General features: G+C 73.3%; 14 protein-coding genes. 7 read left to right on the top strand and 7 right to left on the bottom strand.

Annotated elements, in window-relative coordinates; translation table 11 throughout:
• Positions 1-59 precede the first annotated feature (59 nt).
• Positions 60-1,622 carry an MFS transporter gene (locus tag ACFWP2_RS24820; protein WP_380455034.1) on the bottom strand — a complete coding sequence of 521 codons (1,563 nt, stop codon included), beginning with the start codon at positions 1,620-1,622 and terminating at the stop codon, positions 60-62.
• Positions 1,623-1,745: 123 nt separating this feature from the next.
• Between ACFWP2_RS24820 and ACFWP2_RS24815 the strand changes: the two genes are divergently transcribed.
• The 3 genes from ACFWP2_RS24815 (at position 1,746) to ACFWP2_RS24805 (ending at position 4,629) form a co-directional block, all read left to right on the top strand.
• On the top strand, positions 1,746-2,444 hold the full coding sequence (locus tag ACFWP2_RS24815) for a TetR/AcrR family transcriptional regulator (protein WP_380455032.1): 699 nt from the start codon (positions 1,746-1,748) through the stop codon (positions 2,442-2,444).
• A 151-nt stretch (positions 2,445-2,595) separates the two neighbouring features.
• Positions 2,596-3,558 (top strand): prolyl aminopeptidase, encoded by a 963-nt coding sequence (gene pip / locus ACFWP2_RS24810; RefSeq protein ID WP_380455030.1) that lies wholly within the window; start codon positions 2,596-2,598, stop codon positions 3,556-3,558.
• Positions 3,559-3,630: 72 nt separating this feature from the next.
• Positions 3,631-4,629, top strand: a complete 999-nt coding sequence (locus ACFWP2_RS24805; protein ID WP_380455028.1) for a YdcF family protein — start codon at positions 3,631-3,633, stop codon at positions 4,627-4,629.
• Positions 4,630-4,730: 101 nt separating this feature from the next.
• Here the strand turns inward: ACFWP2_RS24805 and ACFWP2_RS24800 are convergent, their stop codons facing one another.
• Positions 4,731-5,279: a PaaI family thioesterase gene (locus ACFWP2_RS24800; RefSeq protein WP_380455026.1), complete on the bottom strand. Its 549-nt coding sequence runs from the start codon at positions 5,277-5,279 to the stop codon at positions 4,731-4,733.
• 221 nt (positions 5,280-5,500) lie between these two features.
• Between ACFWP2_RS24800 and ACFWP2_RS24795 the strand changes: the two genes are divergently transcribed.
• On the top strand, positions 5,501-7,006 hold the full coding sequence (locus tag ACFWP2_RS24795; protein WP_380455023.1) for a PHB depolymerase family esterase: 1,506 nt from the start codon (positions 5,501-5,503) through the stop codon (positions 7,004-7,006).
• Between the two features lie 68 nt (positions 7,007-7,074).
• Here ACFWP2_RS24795 and mca read toward each other — a convergent pair whose 3' ends face one another.
• Positions 7,075-7,980 carry a mycothiol conjugate amidase Mca gene (gene mca, locus ACFWP2_RS24790; RefSeq protein WP_380455021.1) on the bottom strand — a complete coding sequence of 302 codons (906 nt, stop codon included), beginning with the start codon at positions 7,978-7,980 and terminating at the stop codon, positions 7,075-7,077.
• A 43-nt stretch (positions 7,981-8,023) separates the two neighbouring features.
• Positions 8,024-9,469 carry an MDR family MFS transporter gene (locus ACFWP2_RS24785; RefSeq protein ID WP_380455019.1) on the bottom strand — a complete coding sequence of 482 codons (1,446 nt, stop codon included), beginning with the start codon at positions 9,467-9,469 and terminating at the stop codon, positions 8,024-8,026.
• A gap of 199 nt (positions 9,470-9,668) precedes the next feature.
• Between ACFWP2_RS24785 and ACFWP2_RS24780 the strand changes: the two genes are divergently transcribed.
• Both ACFWP2_RS24780 and ACFWP2_RS24775 read left to right on the top strand, forming a co-directional pair.
• On the top strand, positions 9,669-10,316 hold the full coding sequence (locus ACFWP2_RS24780; protein WP_380455017.1) for a TetR/AcrR family transcriptional regulator: 648 nt from the start codon (positions 9,669-9,671) through the stop codon (positions 10,314-10,316).
• Positions 10,317-10,473: 157 nt separating this feature from the next.
• Complete coding sequence (locus ACFWP2_RS24775) at positions 10,474-11,154, top strand: DUF6445 family protein (RefSeq protein ID WP_380455015.1); 681 nt, start codon at positions 10,474-10,476, stop codon at positions 11,152-11,154.
• Positions 11,155-11,272: 118 nt separating this feature from the next.
• Here ACFWP2_RS24775 and ACFWP2_RS24770 read toward each other — a convergent pair whose 3' ends face one another.
• Positions 11,273-11,896 carry an endonuclease gene (locus tag ACFWP2_RS24770; protein ID WP_380455013.1) on the bottom strand — a complete coding sequence of 208 codons (624 nt, stop codon included), beginning with the start codon at positions 11,894-11,896 and terminating at the stop codon, positions 11,273-11,275.
• Between the two features lie 222 nt (positions 11,897-12,118).
• On the opposite strand from ACFWP2_RS24770, the gene murQ reads away from it, so the two are divergent.
• A complete protein-coding gene (gene murQ, locus ACFWP2_RS24765; RefSeq protein ID WP_380455011.1) occupies positions 12,119-13,024 on the top strand; it encodes an N-acetylmuramic acid 6-phosphate etherase in 906 nt (301 codons plus the stop codon).
• A gap of 89 nt (positions 13,025-13,113) precedes the next feature.
• On the opposite strand, the gene ACFWP2_RS24760 is transcribed toward murQ, so the two are convergent.
• Together ACFWP2_RS24760 and ACFWP2_RS24755 are read right to left on the bottom strand one after the other, a co-directional pair.
• Positions 13,114-13,626, bottom strand: a complete 513-nt coding sequence (locus tag ACFWP2_RS24760) for an isochorismatase family protein (protein WP_380455008.1) — start codon at positions 13,624-13,626, stop codon at positions 13,114-13,116.
• A gap of 4 nt (positions 13,627-13,630) precedes the next feature.
• Positions 13,631-14,371: a TetR/AcrR family transcriptional regulator C-terminal domain-containing protein gene (locus ACFWP2_RS24755; RefSeq protein ID WP_380455006.1), complete on the bottom strand. Its 741-nt coding sequence runs from the start codon at positions 14,369-14,371 to the stop codon at positions 13,631-13,633.
• Between the last annotated feature and the right edge of the window lie 95 nt (positions 14,372-14,466).

The raw sequence follows: 14,466 nt of genomic DNA, 5'->3' as shown, positions 1-14,466 counted from the left end.
GTGCGACGAGCGGCGACGGGCGGGTCCGGAGCGTGCGGTACGGGCGACCGGGCCGCCGATCAGGCGGAGCGGGCCCCGGCCGGCTCCGCCGGTCGCGGAAGGACTGCCTCCGGCGCGACGACCGGACGGGCCCGTCCGAACAGGACGGCGACCAGGCCGGCGGTCACCGCGAGCGCGACCGCCCCACAGAGCACGGCGAGGTGGATGCCGTCGACGAAGGCACCGTCCACCGCCTCCCGGAGCGGACCGGGCAGTGCCGCCGCCGCGCCACCGCCGTGCACCGCGCCGGTGGGCGCGTCCGCGATCGGCCCGACGGCGTCCGGCGGGACGCCGAGCCGGTGCAGGGCCGCCGTCAGGGAGTCGGTCAGCCGGTTGGTCAGGACGGCGCCCAGCACGGCGATCCCGAGCACGCCGCCGAGTTCGCGCAGGGTGTTGATCGCCGCCGACGCCATCCCCGCCTGCGCCGGGGTGACCCGCTGCATCACTCCGATCGACACCGGAGTGAAGGTCAGCCCCATCCCGAGGCCCATCGCGACCAGCGTCCACAGGTACTCCGGGTAGCGGGCGTGATCGCCGTACAGCGACAGGCCGCCGAGGCCGGCCGCGCAGAGGAGGAGGCCGAGGACCAGTGGGAGCCGGGGCCCGTGGCGGGCGGTCAGCCGGCCGGAGAGCGGAGCGGCGACCACCAGCATCGCGGTCATCGGCAGCCCGGCGTAGCCCGCCGCGGCCGGGGACCAGCCGAGGGTGCCCTGCATCATCAGCGGCAGGAAGAACGACGCGCCGAACATCCCGAAGCTGACCACGAACCCGCTCAGCAGCGCGCCGCCCAGCATCCCGTCGCGGAACAGCCGCAGTTCCAGCATCGGTTCGGCGAGGCGCAGTTCGAGCAGCAGGAAGGCGAGCAGCAGCACGGCGGCCGCGGCACCGCAGCCGAGCACCCGGGCGTCGGTCCAGCCCCGGGAGGGGCCCTCGATCAGGGCGTAGACCAGCAGGCCCAGTCCGGGGGCGGACAGGGCGAGGCCGCCGAGGTCGATCCGGCGGGCGCGCGGCGGGATGTCCGGGAGCACCCGGACGGCGAGCAGCAGGCCGGCGACGCCGATCGGCACGTTGATCCAGAACACGCTGGCCCAGCCGAGGTGTTCGACCATCGGGCCGCCGACCACCGGGCCGACCGAGAGGCCGAGCGCGGAGACCCCGGACCAGGTGGCGATGGCCTTGGCCCGTTCCTGTTCCTCGGTGAAGACGTGCCGGATCAGGGTGAGGCTGCCCGGGGTGAGCAGCGCGGCTCCCACACCCTGGAGCATCCGGGCGCCGACCAGCACGCCGATCGTCCCGGCGAGCGCGGCCAGGGCCGAACCGAGCGTGAAGAGGGCGAGGCCGAGGCGGAACACCCGGGTGCGGCCGTAGCGGTCGCCGAGCGCGCCGCCGGTCAGCACGAAGGCCGCGTAGACCAGGCTGTAGCCCTCGGCGACCCACTGCAGACCGCTGATTCCGGCGTCCAGGTCCCGGCCGATGCGGGGCAGGGCGTTGTTGACGATGACGTTGTCCAGCATGGACATGAACATGGTGACGCAGAGCGTGAGCAGCGCGAGCCGCGCCCGGCGGGCGCTCGACTCCTCCATGGGTTCCCTCCGAATGATGAGCCCCTAACACTGTTAGGGGGTGGCGCGGCAGTCACGATCGCACCTAACGGTGTTAGATTGCAAGCGGGAATCCACCACGCAGCCGGAGGCGTCCGCACACCCATGCCGCAGAACCACACCGGAACGCCCGGACCCGACGGAACGACCCCCGCCCTGACCAGGGAGGCCCTCGCCCAGGCCGCCCTGCGGATCCTGGAACGGGACGGCCTGGCCGGGCTGTCCATGCGCAAGGTCGCCGCCGAGGTCGGCGTCAAGGCGGCCTCGCTGTACTGGCACGTCCGCAACAAGCAGGAACTGCTCGACCTGCTCACCGACGCGGTGATGGGTTCCGCCGAACCCCCGCCGCGCGAGGGCGGCTGGCGCGAACAGTTCCACGCGTACTGCTGGCGCTACCGCCGCCTGCTGCTCGACACCCGGGACGCGGCCAAGGTCGTCGCCGGCCGGCTCGCACCCGGGCCCAACCTGCTCGGGCTGATGGAGGGCCAGCTGGACCGGCTCCGCGCGGCCGGCTTCTCCGACGCCGACGCCGCCATGGCCAGCTATCTGCTGGGCGCCTTCGTCCAGGGGTTCGTGCTCCAGGAGCAGTCGCCGATCTCGGCCTCCGAGGTCCTCGGCACCAGCCGCCGGGACATCGCCGACGCCGCCGGGGACCTGTTCCGCGCCCTGCCCGCCGAGACCTTCCCCAACCTGGTCGCTCTCGCCGACGACCTCACCGAGCCGAACATGGACGCCCGCTTCGAGTTCGGCGTCCAGCGGGTCCTCGACGGCCTGGCGGCCCTGCTGCCGCCGGAGCGACGCTGAGCCGCCCCGCCTCGGCGACTCCCGCGCGGCAGCCCTCCTCGGCCCGCCTCCTCCGACGGCGGGCCGAACCCCTGGCGGCGGACCGAACCCCCGGTTCCGGCACCCGGGTAGGCTCTCCGGGCCCGCCCGTCCGACCACGGAGGAGTCACCGATGCCCGAGCTGTACCCCCTCTACGAGCCGTACGCGCAAGGCCTGTTGGACGTCGGCGACGGGCAGCAGATCCACTGGAACGCCTCCGGCGACCCGGCGGGCAGGCCGGCCGTGGTGGTGCACGGCGGGCCCGGCTCCGGCCACAGCCCGGGCTCCCGGCGGTACTTCGACCCGGAGCGCTACCACCTCGTCCAGTTCGACCAGCGGGGCTGCGGGCTCAGTCGGCCGCACGCCGCCGACCCGTCGACCAGCCTGGAACACAACACCACCGCACACCTGATCGCCGACATGGAGCGGCTGCGCGAGCACCTCGGCATCGACAAGTGGCTGCTGTACGGCGGCTCGTGGGGATCCACGCTGATCCTCGCCTACGCGCAGGCCCACCCGGAACGGGTCTCCGCGATCGTGATCTGCGGGGTCACCATGACCCGCCCCGAGGAGACCGACTGGCTCTACCGCGGCGTGGGCCGCTTCCTGCCCGGACCCTGGGAGGAGTTCCGGGACTTCCTTCCGCCCGCCGACCGCGACGGGGACACCTCCGAGCTGCTCGCCGCCTACAGCCGGCTGCTCGACAGCGCCGACGAGTCGGTCCGGCGGGCCGCCGCCAACGCCTGGGCGACCTGGGAGGACGCGGTCATCTCGCACGAGACGCTCGGCAAGCCGAACGCGTACACCGACCGCCCCTCCGACGCGCTGATGGCCTTCACCCGGATCACCGCGCACTACTTCTCGCACCGGGCCTTCCTGCCGGACGGCCAACTGCTGCGCGACGCCGGACGGCTGGCCGGAATCCCCGGCGAACTGATCCACGGCCGGCTGGACCTCGGCGGCCCGCTCGCCACCGCCTGGCAGCTGGCCAAGGCCTGGCCGGACGCCAGGCTGACGGTCATCGACGAGTCCGGGCACACCGGGAGTCCGCGGATGAGAGATGCGGTCCTGGCCGCGATCGACCGCTTCGCCTGAGGCCTCGCGGGCTGCGTGGCCGTCAGGCCTTCACCATCCATGACCCGACCGGAGAAACCTACAATTACGACCATGATCGCTTATGCCCCAGCCGCCCTGTTCTTCCTGTTGTTCGGAATCGGGGTACTACGCGACCGTCGCCAGTTCAGCAACGCCATCCTGCTCGGCATCGCCGTCTCGCTGCTCTCCCTCGCCGTACTCGCCGAACTCCGCAAGGCGCCCACGCTGGTGGTGGAGATCGCGATGGTGGCGATCTTCCTCCTGCCGACCCTCGGCACGGCGGCCCTGATCTGGTTCCTCATCGCCAACGGCCTCACCATGATCCGCAAGGAGGGCAGGCGGCCCGCCAACCTGCTCTCCCTGCTCGCCGGACTGGGCATCCTCGCCGTCATCGCCATGCTGTTCGTGGCGATCGCCATCCGCTCGACCCGGCTGGGGATCGTGGTCGGCACCCTTCTCCTGGTGATCGGCTACGTCTCCTTCCTCTTCACCTGCTTCATCGGCTACGCGTTCCTCTACGGCCGCCACCAGCCCCGCCGGGACGTGGACTTCGTGATCGTGCTGGGCTCCGGGCTGATCGGCGGCGAGCGCGTCCCGCCGCTGCTCGCCAGCCGACTGAACCGGGGCCGCGAGGTGTACGAGAAGCAGGCCGCCCGCGGCAACCCGCCGGTGCTGATCGCCTCGGGCGGCCAGGGGCCGGACGAGAAGCTGCCGGAGTCCCACGCGATGGCCGACTACCTGGTCGAGCGCGGCTTCCCCGAGGAGCACATCGAGCGGGAGGACCGCTCGCGCACCACCGAGGAGAACCTGCTGTTCAGCAAGGCCATCATGGAGCAGGCCAAGCCCGACTACCGCTGCGTCGTGGTCACCAACAACTTCCACGCCTTCCGGGCCGCCCTGCTCGCCCGGCAGACCGGCGTCAACGGCCACGTCTTCGGCTCCCCCACCGCCCGCTACTACTGGCCGAGCGCCACCATCCGCGAGTTCGCCGCGATCTTCCTGTCCCACAAGATCATCAACTTCGGGATCTGCGGCCTCATCGCCCTCAGCGGACTCCTCGCGGCCCGCTGACCAGCACGGACCGCTGACCAGCACGGACCGCCGCCCCGGGCCCCGGCCGCCACAGCGGCCGGGGCCCACGCGTTTCCGGTTCGGGTATCGAGGCCGCCCGGTCAGGCGGACGGGCGGGGAGCCAGGATCGCGCAGGTGGTGGTGGCGTGCGCGTAGAGCTTGCCGTTCTCCACACCCACCACCCTGGCCTCGGCCGTCGCCATCGTCCGGCCCTGGTGCAGCACCACGCCCTCGCAGCGCAGCCTCCCCGAGTCGGCGAACAGCGGGCGCAGCATGTGGACGTTGAGCTGGGTGGTGGTGTAGCCAACCCCGGCCGGCATCCGACTCATCACCGCGCAACCGAGGGCCGAGTCGAGCAGGGTGGCGAGGTATCCGCCGTGCACGGTGTGCATCGGGTTGTAGACGTGGTCCCCGGGCTCGCCCTCGAACACCGCCGTCCCCGGCTTCACCTCCGTCAGGTGGAAGCCCATGGTGCTGCAGATCGAGGGCTCCGGGATCCGCCCGGCGATCCACTCCAGCAGGATCTCCTCTCCGGTCAGGTGGGCATAGTCGGTGACCGGCCGACCGGAGGTCCAGGTGTGGGTCCGGGTGCGCTGCTCCAGGCTGCTCGTGGGCTGGGGGCCTTCGATCACGATCTCGTCGATAGTCATGGGATCAACCTGCCCGGTCCGGCCGTTCGTCTCAAGTTCCCTCCGGTGCGGGGCAGATACGGCCTTCGGCACTCCGATGGCGCGGGGCGGGGCCGCAGGACATGGCGGCCTGCGCCATGCGCGGGCGGCGGACCCCGGATGACCGCCACATGGCACCGGCGCGGCGGGCGCGCCACGCTGCACGGGACCGACCCCCACTCCTCCCCCACGATGGAGTCCCCATGCCACTGCGCCCCACCGCCGCGGCACTGCTCACCGCCGTCTCTCTCGCGCTCGGCACCGCCGCACCCGCCACTGCCGTCGCCTCCCCCACCACGCCCACCGCCCCGGCCTCTCCTGCCCCGGCCTCCGCCGCACCCTCCGTGGCGGCGGCCACGGGCGGCAGCTTCCAGCAGGTCACCGGGTTCGGCACCAACCCGGGCAACCTCGCGATGTACACCTACACCCCCGCCGGGCTGCCCAGCGGCGCCCCCCTGGTGGTCGCGCTGCACGGCTGCGTCCAGAGCGCCACCGACTACTACCGCAACTCCGGCTGGACCAAGTTCGCCGACCAGTACGGCTTCGCGGTGGTGTTCCCGCAGACCAGCAGCGCCAACAACAGCCTCTCCTGCTTCAGTTGGTTCGACGCGAGCAAGGCCGCCCGGGGCGTCGGCGAGGCCCGATCGGTGGTCGAGATGGTCACCAAGGCCGAGTCCCTGTACGGATCGGACGCCCACCGGGTGTTCGTCACCGGGCTCTCGGCCGGCGGCGGAATGGCCGCCGACCTCCTGGCCGACTACCCCGAGGTGTTCGCCGGCGGGGCGATCGACTCGGGGCTGCCCGCGCACTGCGCCACCACCCAGGCCGCCGCCTCCGGCTGCCAGAACTCCGACCAGGGGCTCACCCCGGCACAGTGGGGCGACAAGGTCCGGGCCGCGTACCAGGGTTACACCGGGCCGTGGCCCAGGGTGGCGATCTGGCAGGGCACGGCCGACACGGTGGTCAGGCCGGTGAACGCCACCGAGCTGCGGGACCAGTGGACGAACGTCCAGGGCGTCGGCCGCCAGCCGACCAGCACCCGGAGCCTGCCCGGCGGCACCACCCAGGAGCTCTACGCAGATGCGAGCGGCAAGCCCGCCGTGGCCCTGTTCACGATCAGCGGGATGGGCCACGGCCTGGCCGTCGACCCGGGCTCCGGGGCCGACCAGTGCGGGGCCACCGGTGCCTACTTCCTCGACACCATCTGTTCGGGCTACTACACCGCGCAGTTCTGGGGACTGGACGGCGGCTCCGGGCCCACCGACCCCGGACTGCCGGCCCCGACCGGGCTGACCGCGACCGCTGCCCCCGGTTCGGTCGCCCTCGGCTGGCAGTCCGTCAGCGGGGCGGCCTCGTACCAGGTCTTCCGCAACGACAGCCAGGTGGGCGGCGTGACCGGCACGAGCTTCACCGACACCGGGCTCGCGGCCGGCACCACGTACAGCTACAGCGTGGCGGCGGTCGACGGGGCGGGCGCGGCCGGCCCCCGGTCGGCGGCGGTGACGGCGACCACCCCGGGTGGGGGCACCTCCCAGTGCTTCACCGCCAGCAACTACGCGCACGTCTCGGCCGGCCGCGCCACCCAGAGCGGCGGCCTGACCTACGCACTCGGCTCGGGCCAGAGCATGGGGCTCTGGAACACCTTCGTCACCCACACCCTGAAGCAGACCGGCCCGGGCTACTACGTGCTCGCCGACGGCCAGTGCTGATCGGACGGTGGCCGTCGCACCACCGCGCAGGGCCGCGACGGCCCGCGCCGCCACGACCACCGTGAGGGTCATCCCGCGCCCACCTCCGCCCGTAGCCCGGCGAACAGGTCGGTCTCGATCCCGCCCTCCCCGACCGCCGCACCCGCCGCCGGCACCAGGCTCCGGGCCAGGTGGTAGTCCTCGGTCGGCCAGACCTCGCGCTCGATGTCCCGAGGGTGGGCCATGAAGGCCACACCCGGCTGGACCTGGGTGGCGTGCGCCAGCATCGCCGCGTCCCGTACGGCGAAATGCTCGGCGCAGGCCACCCGGGTGGTGGTGGCCAGGGCCGGCGGAGTGTCGGGCCAGCCGGCGAGCAGCTCGCCCATCTCCGAGGGGACGCCCCGTTCCGCCATGGCCTCGTGCATGGCCTGGAACCAGGCCCGGGAGAGCGCCAGGTGGTAGTAGAGCTTGGAGACCTGCCAGGGTTCGCCCAGTTCGGGATGGCGCTCCGGATCGGCGGCGGCCTCGACGGCCGCCACCGTGACCCGGTGGGTCATCACGTGGTCCGGGTGCGGGTAACCGCCGGTCTCGTCGTAGGTGATCACCACCTGCGGGCGGAACTCCCGGATCAGCGCGACCAGCGCCGCTGCCGCGAGCTCCACCGGCTCGGCGGCGAAGCAGCCCTCCGGGAGCGGTTCGTCCGGCCCGGGCATCCCGGAGTCGACGAAGCCGAGGAACCGCTGGCGCACACCGAGGATCTCCCTGGCGGCCGCCATCTCCTCGCGCCGCACGCGGGTGATGTCGGCCCGGACCTCGGGCCGGTCCATGGCCGGGTTGAGCACCGAGCCGCGCTCGCCGCCGGTGCAGGTGGCGACCAGGACGTCCACGCCCTCCGTGGCGTACCGGGCGAGGGTGGCCGCGCCCTTGCTGGACTCGTCGTCGGGGTGCGCGTGGACGCTGAGCAGACGAAGGCCGCCGGGGTGACGGGTGGACACGGGTACCTCCAGGTCTGGGTGGTGGCGGGGAACCAGGCGGTGGTCAGCCGGACCGGCGGGTGTTCGGGTAGAGCAGCGCCGGAGCGATGGCGAGCGCGGACAGGGCCAGCACCCACCAGAAGGTCTCGCCGAAGGCCGCGCCCGGCCGGCCCGGGTGCCCGGCCTGCGCCTGCTGCAGCGCCAGCGTCAGCACCGCCGTGCCGAGCGCCCCGCCCACCCGGTTCAGTACGTTGACGGCACCTGCCGCCGTCGGCACCTGGGCCTTCTCGACGCTCCCGTACACCGCGGCCAGACCGGGGATCGCGATGATCCCCATGCCCGCGCCGCGCAGCGCCAGCGAGCCGGCGATCAGCCAGCCGGCCGGCTCGGAGCCGCTGCCCAGCTGGGTGAACGCGATCGTGCCGACCAGGGAGCAGGCGATGCCGATCAGGACCAGCGGACGCGGCGCGACGCGGTCGGTCAGCCGGGCGGCCAGCATGGCGGTGACCGCCGTACCGAGGGCCTGCGGAGCCAGCAGCAGACCGGCCTCCACCGCGCTGGCGTCCCTCAGCTGCTGGTAGTACAGCGGCACCAGGAACATCGAGCTGTAGAGCGCGGCGCCCTGCAGGAAGCTGTTCGCCGTCGCCACCGTGAAGCCGCGCCGGGCGAACAGCCGCAGGTCGATCAGCGGCGTCCGGGCACCCTCGCGCCCCACCCGCAGCGCGTGCCAGCCGTAGACCGCGACCAGCACCGCACCGGCCACCAGGGCGGCCCAGCCGGCCGTCGCACCCTCACCGATCGTCGAGAGCCCGTAGACCAGCCCGGTCAGCCCGGGCGAGAGCAGCACCAGACCGGTCACGTCCAACCGGGGCTTCGGCGCGTCCGACGCCTCGTCAGCCGGCAGCCAGCGGGCGGCGAGCAGCAGGATCAACAGCCCGACGGGCACGTTCAGCAGGAACATCCAACGCCAGTCGAAGTGCTCCAGCACCAGCCCGCCGAGGATCGGCCCCAGGACCGGGGCCAGGCTGATCGGAAGCATCAGGGTGCCCATCACCCGCCCGACCCTGGACGGCCCAGCCGCTTGTATGATGATCGCCTGGCCGAGCGGTTGAATCATCCCGCCGCCGATCCCCTGCAGCACCCGGAAGGCGATCAGACTGCCCGTCGACCAGGCCAGGCCGCACAGTGCCGATCCGAGCACGAACAGGACGACCGAGGCGAGCCACGCCCGCCGCCCCCCGAAGCGACCGGCGGCCCAACCCGAGAGCGGCATGGTCAGCGAGATCGCCAGCAGGTACCCCGTGGCCACCCACTGCACCTCCGCGATCGAGCTGTGCAGATCGCGGCCGACGGAGTCGATGCCGACGTTGACGATCGTGCTGTCCAACAGCGCGAGCACCGGCCCCAGGGCGAGCACCCCGCCCATCTTCCACAGGCCCGGTGGGATCGGCTCCGGCTCCCCCTCCCGGACCCCTGCCGGCCGGCCCTTCCCGGTGACGGATGTGGTCATGCGCCCTCCCCTGGTCGCCCCTTGAGCGAGCGGCCCCCGAAGCCGCGTGCGGTCGATTCCGACGCCCACCCGGCAACACCTTCGGACCCTCACCCGGGCAGCCGCTCCGGCCACCCGGGAAGAACTTAGGACGGACCCAGCAACTGGGTCAAATCTAATTCCTGTGCTCGACCCAGCTTCGTGCGCTAGGCTCCCCGGCATGACCGAGACCGGGACGACTCCGAACCTGCGCGAGCTCAACAAGCGCCGCACCCGTGAGGCGATCTCGCACGCCGCGACCAGGCTCTTCATCGAGCGGGGCTTCGACCGCACGACCATCGCCGAGGTCGCCGCCGCCGCGGGCGTCGCCAAGATGACCGTCACCAACCACTTCCCGCGCAAGGAGGACCTCTTCTTCGACCTGCACGAGGAGCTCGCCCTCCGGCTCGCCGGAGCCGTCGCCGAGCGCGCGCCGGGCGAGTCCGCGCTCGCCGCGCTGCGCCGCGACTGCCTCGCCGGGCTCGACCGGCACGACGCCCGGCTCGGCTTCTCCGGGCCGGCCTTCGCCCGCACCGTCTTCGACAGCCCCGCGCTGGGCGCCCGGCTGCGCGAGCTGCACGAGCAGAGCGAGACGGCACTCGCCGAGGCGCTGGCCGAGGCGGTGCACGAGATACCCGTCGGCTTCGAGTGCCGGGTCGCCGCCGCGCTGCTCGCCGCCGTCGACCGGGCGGTGTTCGCCGAGGTGTTCCGCCGCACCCTGGCGGGCGAGGAGCAGGCGGCGATCGCCGCCGCGGTCCACCCCTCGGCGGTCCAGGCCTACGACCGCCTGGAGGGCGCCCTCGGGACCTTCGCCGTACGGGAAGCCTGAGACTCCCGAGCACCGCAGCGCACCGAGCCGCACCACACCGAGCCGCACCGCGCCGGGGCCCCGGCACTGGGCCCGCTGCCCGGACCTGGGCACCCTTGACGAAAGGTTGACCTGCTCACGGCAGAAGGTTGACGATCACCGCCTCTATGGTCGGCCCATGCCCTCACAGCCCATCAGGCCGACCACCCTGCCGGTTCTGCCCTACCGCAAGCCCACCCGCGGAAGGGACTACTGGGTCCTGGACAACGTGCTGCCGGACCCGGACGCCGTCCGGGAGCGCTGCCTGGCCCGGGGGGACTGGACCGAGGGCTACCCGCACCGCCCCGAGACCTGGCCCGGACTGCGCACCATGCCGGGCCTGGAACCCGAGGAGCTGGCCCGGGTCGAGTCGCTGGTCCGCAAGGCCACCGGCGCCTCCCGGCTCTGGGTGCAGAGCACCCCGGGTGGTGGCACGCTCAACCACAACTGCGTCCAGGTCGTCGGCGCCGGGGAGTCGGAGTCCCGCCCGCACACCGATTCCCGCGCGCTGTGCCGCTACGCTGCCGTCCTCTACCTCAGCCCCGGCGCCCCCAAGGACGCCGGCACCAGCTTCTACCGCCAGCAGTTCCCCGGCGGCCGCCTCGGCGGCAACCTGGTCAACGCCCCGCACAACAACCTGGTCGAGGCGCTCGGCACCCGCCACGTGCCGGCCGACCACTTCACCGAGGACGTCCGCGTCCCCAACCGCTACAACCAACTGCTCCTCTACCACGCCAACCTGATCCACAGCGCCACCGGCTACTACGGCACCGACCTGGCCGAGCGGCGGATGACGGCCGTCTTCTTCTGGATGGCCTGACCGGGTAGCCGGCCCGACCGGCAGGCACCCTCCATACGGTCGGGCCCTCCTCCGGCCCGACCGGAGCAGCCCCGTCCCGGAACGGCGGGCCCAGCCCAGCGCCCGGGCGACCCGCCCGTCACCCGGCCCCCACGTGCGCCAGGCTCGCCCTGGTCAGCGCCGCCGCCAGCCGGGCCAGGTCCCCCGGCCCGACCAGCGCCGCCAGTCCGTCCGGTTCGCCCGGCAGTCCGAGCGTCCGGGCCTCCACCAGCACCCGCTCGTCGAAGTACGGCCGCAGCGAGGGCCAGACCGCCTGCGCCTCGCGCCGGAAGATCCCGGCACCGACCGGGCCGATCCGGGGGAATTCCTGGAGCAGCTCGCCGATCCGCCCAGGCTCGCCGGCGGCCTCGTCCCGCATCCGCCGCAGGTCGCCGTGCCAGCGGTCGAGCAGCAGCCCGGCTCCCCGGCCGAGCGCGGTGGCGGTGCTCTCGTCGTAGCGCACGTAGTGGGCCCGGCCCAAAGCGGCGATCAGCGTCCCGCGGCGGGCGTCCGCCATCGCGCGCGGGGTCCGCAGCCCGGCGGCCGACAGCTCCCGGGCCGCCGCCGTCGCGGTGCCGGCGCCGATCCGCACCGAGCACAGCACGGTCAGGACGAGCAGCCGGTAGAGCGGCGAGGGCTTGTCGCGCAGCGTGATCCCGGCCTCCTCCGCGTAGGTGCGGCCGAACCGGTCCAGCAGTCCGGCGACGGTCGGTTCCACGGCCATCACCTCCCTCACTCCGCGCTTGCCCCGATTCGGACGCCCCTCACCCGGGGAGGCTCGCCGCATGAGCGAGCGAGTCATGGAGCGGTGCGCGTGGGCGACTACCTTGCCGAGCGAGGTGCGCGCATGAGCGAGCGAGGTGCGCGCATGGGCGGGCGAAGTGCACACACGAGCGGGCGAAGCGAGCGGGCGAAGCGAGCGGGCCATGGAGAGGTGCACAGGGGCATGAGTGGCGACGCCGTACCCACGACCGAGACCGTCCGCCCCGACTGGGCCGCGATCGACCAGCTGCCCACCCTCGGGCTCTTGCGCCTGATGAACGCCGAGGACCACACGGTTCCCACCGCCGTCGCCGGGGAACTGGAGCGGATCGCCGCCGTGGTCGACGCCGTGGCCGCCCGGATGGCGCGTGGTGGTCGGCTGGTCTACGCCGGAGCGGGGACGGCCGGGCGGCTCGGCGTGCTGGACGCCGTCGAGTGCCCGCCGACGTTCGGCACCGATCCGGCGCTGGTCGTCGGCCTGATCGCGGGCGGGCGCTCGGCCGTCACCGCGGCGGCCGAGGGCGCCGAGGACCGCACCGACCTCGCCGAGGCCGACGTGGCCGCGCTCGCCCTCGGCCCCGCCGACACCCTGGTGGGCGTCTCCGCGTCCGGCCGCACGCCCTACCCGCTGGCCGCCGTCCGCGCCGCGCGGGCGGGCGGGGCACTGACCGTCGGGCTGGCGTGCAACCGCGGCTCGGCGCTCGCGGCCGCGGCCGAGCTGGGCATCGAGGTGGAGGTCGGCCCGGAGGTGCTGGCCGGATCGACCCGGCTCAAGGCGGGCACAGCACAGAAGCTGGTGCTCAACCTGATCTCCACGGCCGTGATGGTCCGGCTCGGCCGGACGTACGGAAATCTGATGGTCGATCTCCGCGCGACCAACGACAAGCTGCGCGCCCGCGCCCGACGGATCGTCACCGAGGCGACCGGCGCCGACGGGACCACGGTCGACCGCGCCCTGACCGCGACCGGCGGCCGGGCCAAGGACGCGATCCTGTCCCTGCTCGCGGACGTGGACGCCCCCACCGCCGCCCGGCTGCTCACAGCCTCGGACGGACGGCTGCGCGAAGCCCTCCGGCTCGCCCGGCCGTAGCAGCCCCACCTCACCCGGCCGTAGCAGCCCCACCTCACCCGGCCGTAGCAGCCCCCCGCCTCACCCGGCGGCGCCCAGCCTCTCCCGGTTCACCCCACCCGCAGGTCCGCCGCCGCGACGACCTCGCCGAGGCGCGGGAAGTCCAGCTCCACCGACGCCCGGTGCTCCTCCGCCGTGAGCGCGGCCATCGCGTCCTCGACGAACACCAGCTGGTAGCCGTGGTCGGCGGCGGCCCGGGCGCTCGACTCCACGCCGAGGTTGGTCGCGATCCCGGCGAACACCACGGTCTCCACGCCCCGCGCCCGGAGCAGCTCGTCCAGACCCGTGCCCTGGAAGGCGCCGATGGTGCGCTTCACCACGACCTCGTCGGCCGCCGCCGCGACCTCCGCGAGCAGCTCGCTCCCGGGCGGCTGCTCGGTGACGTTCGGCCGCTCGACCCGTACCGCGACCACGAGCGCACCCGCCGCCCGGAACTCCCGGGCCAGCTCGAGCGAGGCCTTCACCACCTCCGAACCGGTGCGCGGCGCGAGCGGGTTGGCGACGATCCGGTCCATCAGGTCGATCAGGACCAGGGCCGTGCTGCGGGCATCGAGGGTGGTCATGGGGTCACGTTAGCCCATCCGAGGACTGCTCCCCCGAAGCCCGGCCCGCCCCTGAGGCCCGACCCGACGCCGAACCTCGGCCCACCTCCGAACCCCGACCCGACGCCGGAGCACCCTCCGCCGCCTCCCGCGCGATCTCCGCCCGGAACCCCTCGATCAGCACCCGCAGCCCGTACTCGAAGTCGGCGTCGTGGTCGGTCATCCGCAGCACGTCGACCGCCTCGCGCAGCAACGGGAGTTCACGCAGGGCCTCGTCCGGGAACGGTGGCCGCTCGCGGTCCGCGGCGTCCTGTCGCCAGGCCTGCTCCTCGGTGACCCAGCCCATGATGTACCGGTCGACGGTCAGCAGCAGTCGCAGCGCCGTTCGCGGGCGCAGCCCTGCTCCGCAGAGGGCGCTCAACTGGGCTTCCACTGCCGGGAGTTCGTCCTCGGTGGGCAGGGTTCCGGCGTGCACCCGGGCGCCGTCGCGGTAGGCGAGCAGGGCGTTGCGCTTGGCGCGGGCGTCGGCGGCGACCCACTCGGGCCAGTGCGCCGGGTCCGGCTCGCGGTCGGGCGGGAGGGCTTCGGCGAGCATCGCCTCGGCCATCAGGTCGAGCAGTTCCCGCTTGCTCTTGAAGTGCCAGTACAACGCCGGTGACTGGACGCCGAGTTCACGGGCGAGCCGACGGGTGGTCAGTCCGTCGATGCCCTCCTCGTTGAGCAGGCGCAGCGCCGTGCGCACCACCTCGTCGCGCTGCAACGCCATCCGATCGGCCTCCTGGTCACCGGGCAGTTGTCGGCGGTTATCCGCTTGCCAGCCCACCTTATCGCCGATAAGTTCCCAAGCTGGAATTTATCAGC

The organism is Kitasatospora sp. NPDC058444 (assembly GCF_042721415.1).
Taxonomy (GTDB): Bacteria; Actinomycetota; Actinomycetes; order Streptomycetales; family Streptomycetaceae; genus Kitasatospora.
The sequence above is the reverse complement of the archived record's forward strand: the minus strand, read 5'-3'. Positions and strand labels throughout refer to the sequence as shown.

What these genes read in the sequence shown, in the direction of transcription:
- ACFWP2_RS24820 (WP_380455034.1), bottom strand. Translation starts at nt 1,622, where the DNA reads ATGGAGGAGTCGAGCGCCCGCCGGGCGCGGCTCGCGCTGCTCACGCTC.
- ACFWP2_RS24815 (WP_380455032.1), top strand. Translation starts at nt 1,746, where the DNA reads ATGCCGCAGAACCACACCGGAACGCCCGGACCCGACGGAACGACCCCC.
- pip (WP_380455030.1), top strand. Translation starts at nt 2,596, where the DNA reads ATGCCCGAGCTGTACCCCCTCTACGAGCCGTACGCGCAAGGCCTGTTG.
- ACFWP2_RS24805 (WP_380455028.1), top strand. Translation starts at nt 3,631, where the DNA reads ATGATCGCTTATGCCCCAGCCGCCCTGTTCTTCCTGTTGTTCGGAATC.
- ACFWP2_RS24800 (WP_380455026.1), bottom strand. Translation starts at nt 5,279, where the DNA reads ATGACTATCGACGAGATCGTGATCGAAGGCCCCCAGCCCACGAGCAGC.
- ACFWP2_RS24795 (WP_380455023.1), top strand. Translation starts at nt 5,501, where the DNA reads ATGCCACTGCGCCCCACCGCCGCGGCACTGCTCACCGCCGTCTCTCTC.
- ACFWP2_RS24785 (WP_380455019.1), bottom strand. Translation starts at nt 9,469, where the DNA reads ATGACCACATCCGTCACCGGGAAGGGCCGGCCGGCAGGGGTCCGGGAG.
- ACFWP2_RS24780 (WP_380455017.1), top strand. Translation starts at nt 9,669, where the DNA reads ATGACCGAGACCGGGACGACTCCGAACCTGCGCGAGCTCAACAAGCGC.
- ACFWP2_RS24775 (WP_380455015.1), top strand. Translation starts at nt 10,474, where the DNA reads ATGCCCTCACAGCCCATCAGGCCGACCACCCTGCCGGTTCTGCCCTAC.
- ACFWP2_RS24770 (WP_380455013.1), bottom strand. Translation starts at nt 11,896, where the DNA reads ATGGCCGTGGAACCGACCGTCGCCGGACTGCTGGACCGGTTCGGCCGC.
- murQ (WP_380455011.1), top strand. Translation starts at nt 12,119, where the DNA reads ATGAGTGGCGACGCCGTACCCACGACCGAGACCGTCCGCCCCGACTGG.
- ACFWP2_RS24760 (WP_380455008.1), bottom strand. Translation starts at nt 13,626, where the DNA reads ATGACCACCCTCGATGCCCGCAGCACGGCCCTGGTCCTGATCGACCTG.
- ACFWP2_RS24755 (WP_380455006.1), bottom strand. Translation starts at nt 14,371, where the DNA reads ATGGCGTTGCAGCGCGACGAGGTGGTGCGCACGGCGCTGCGCCTGCTC.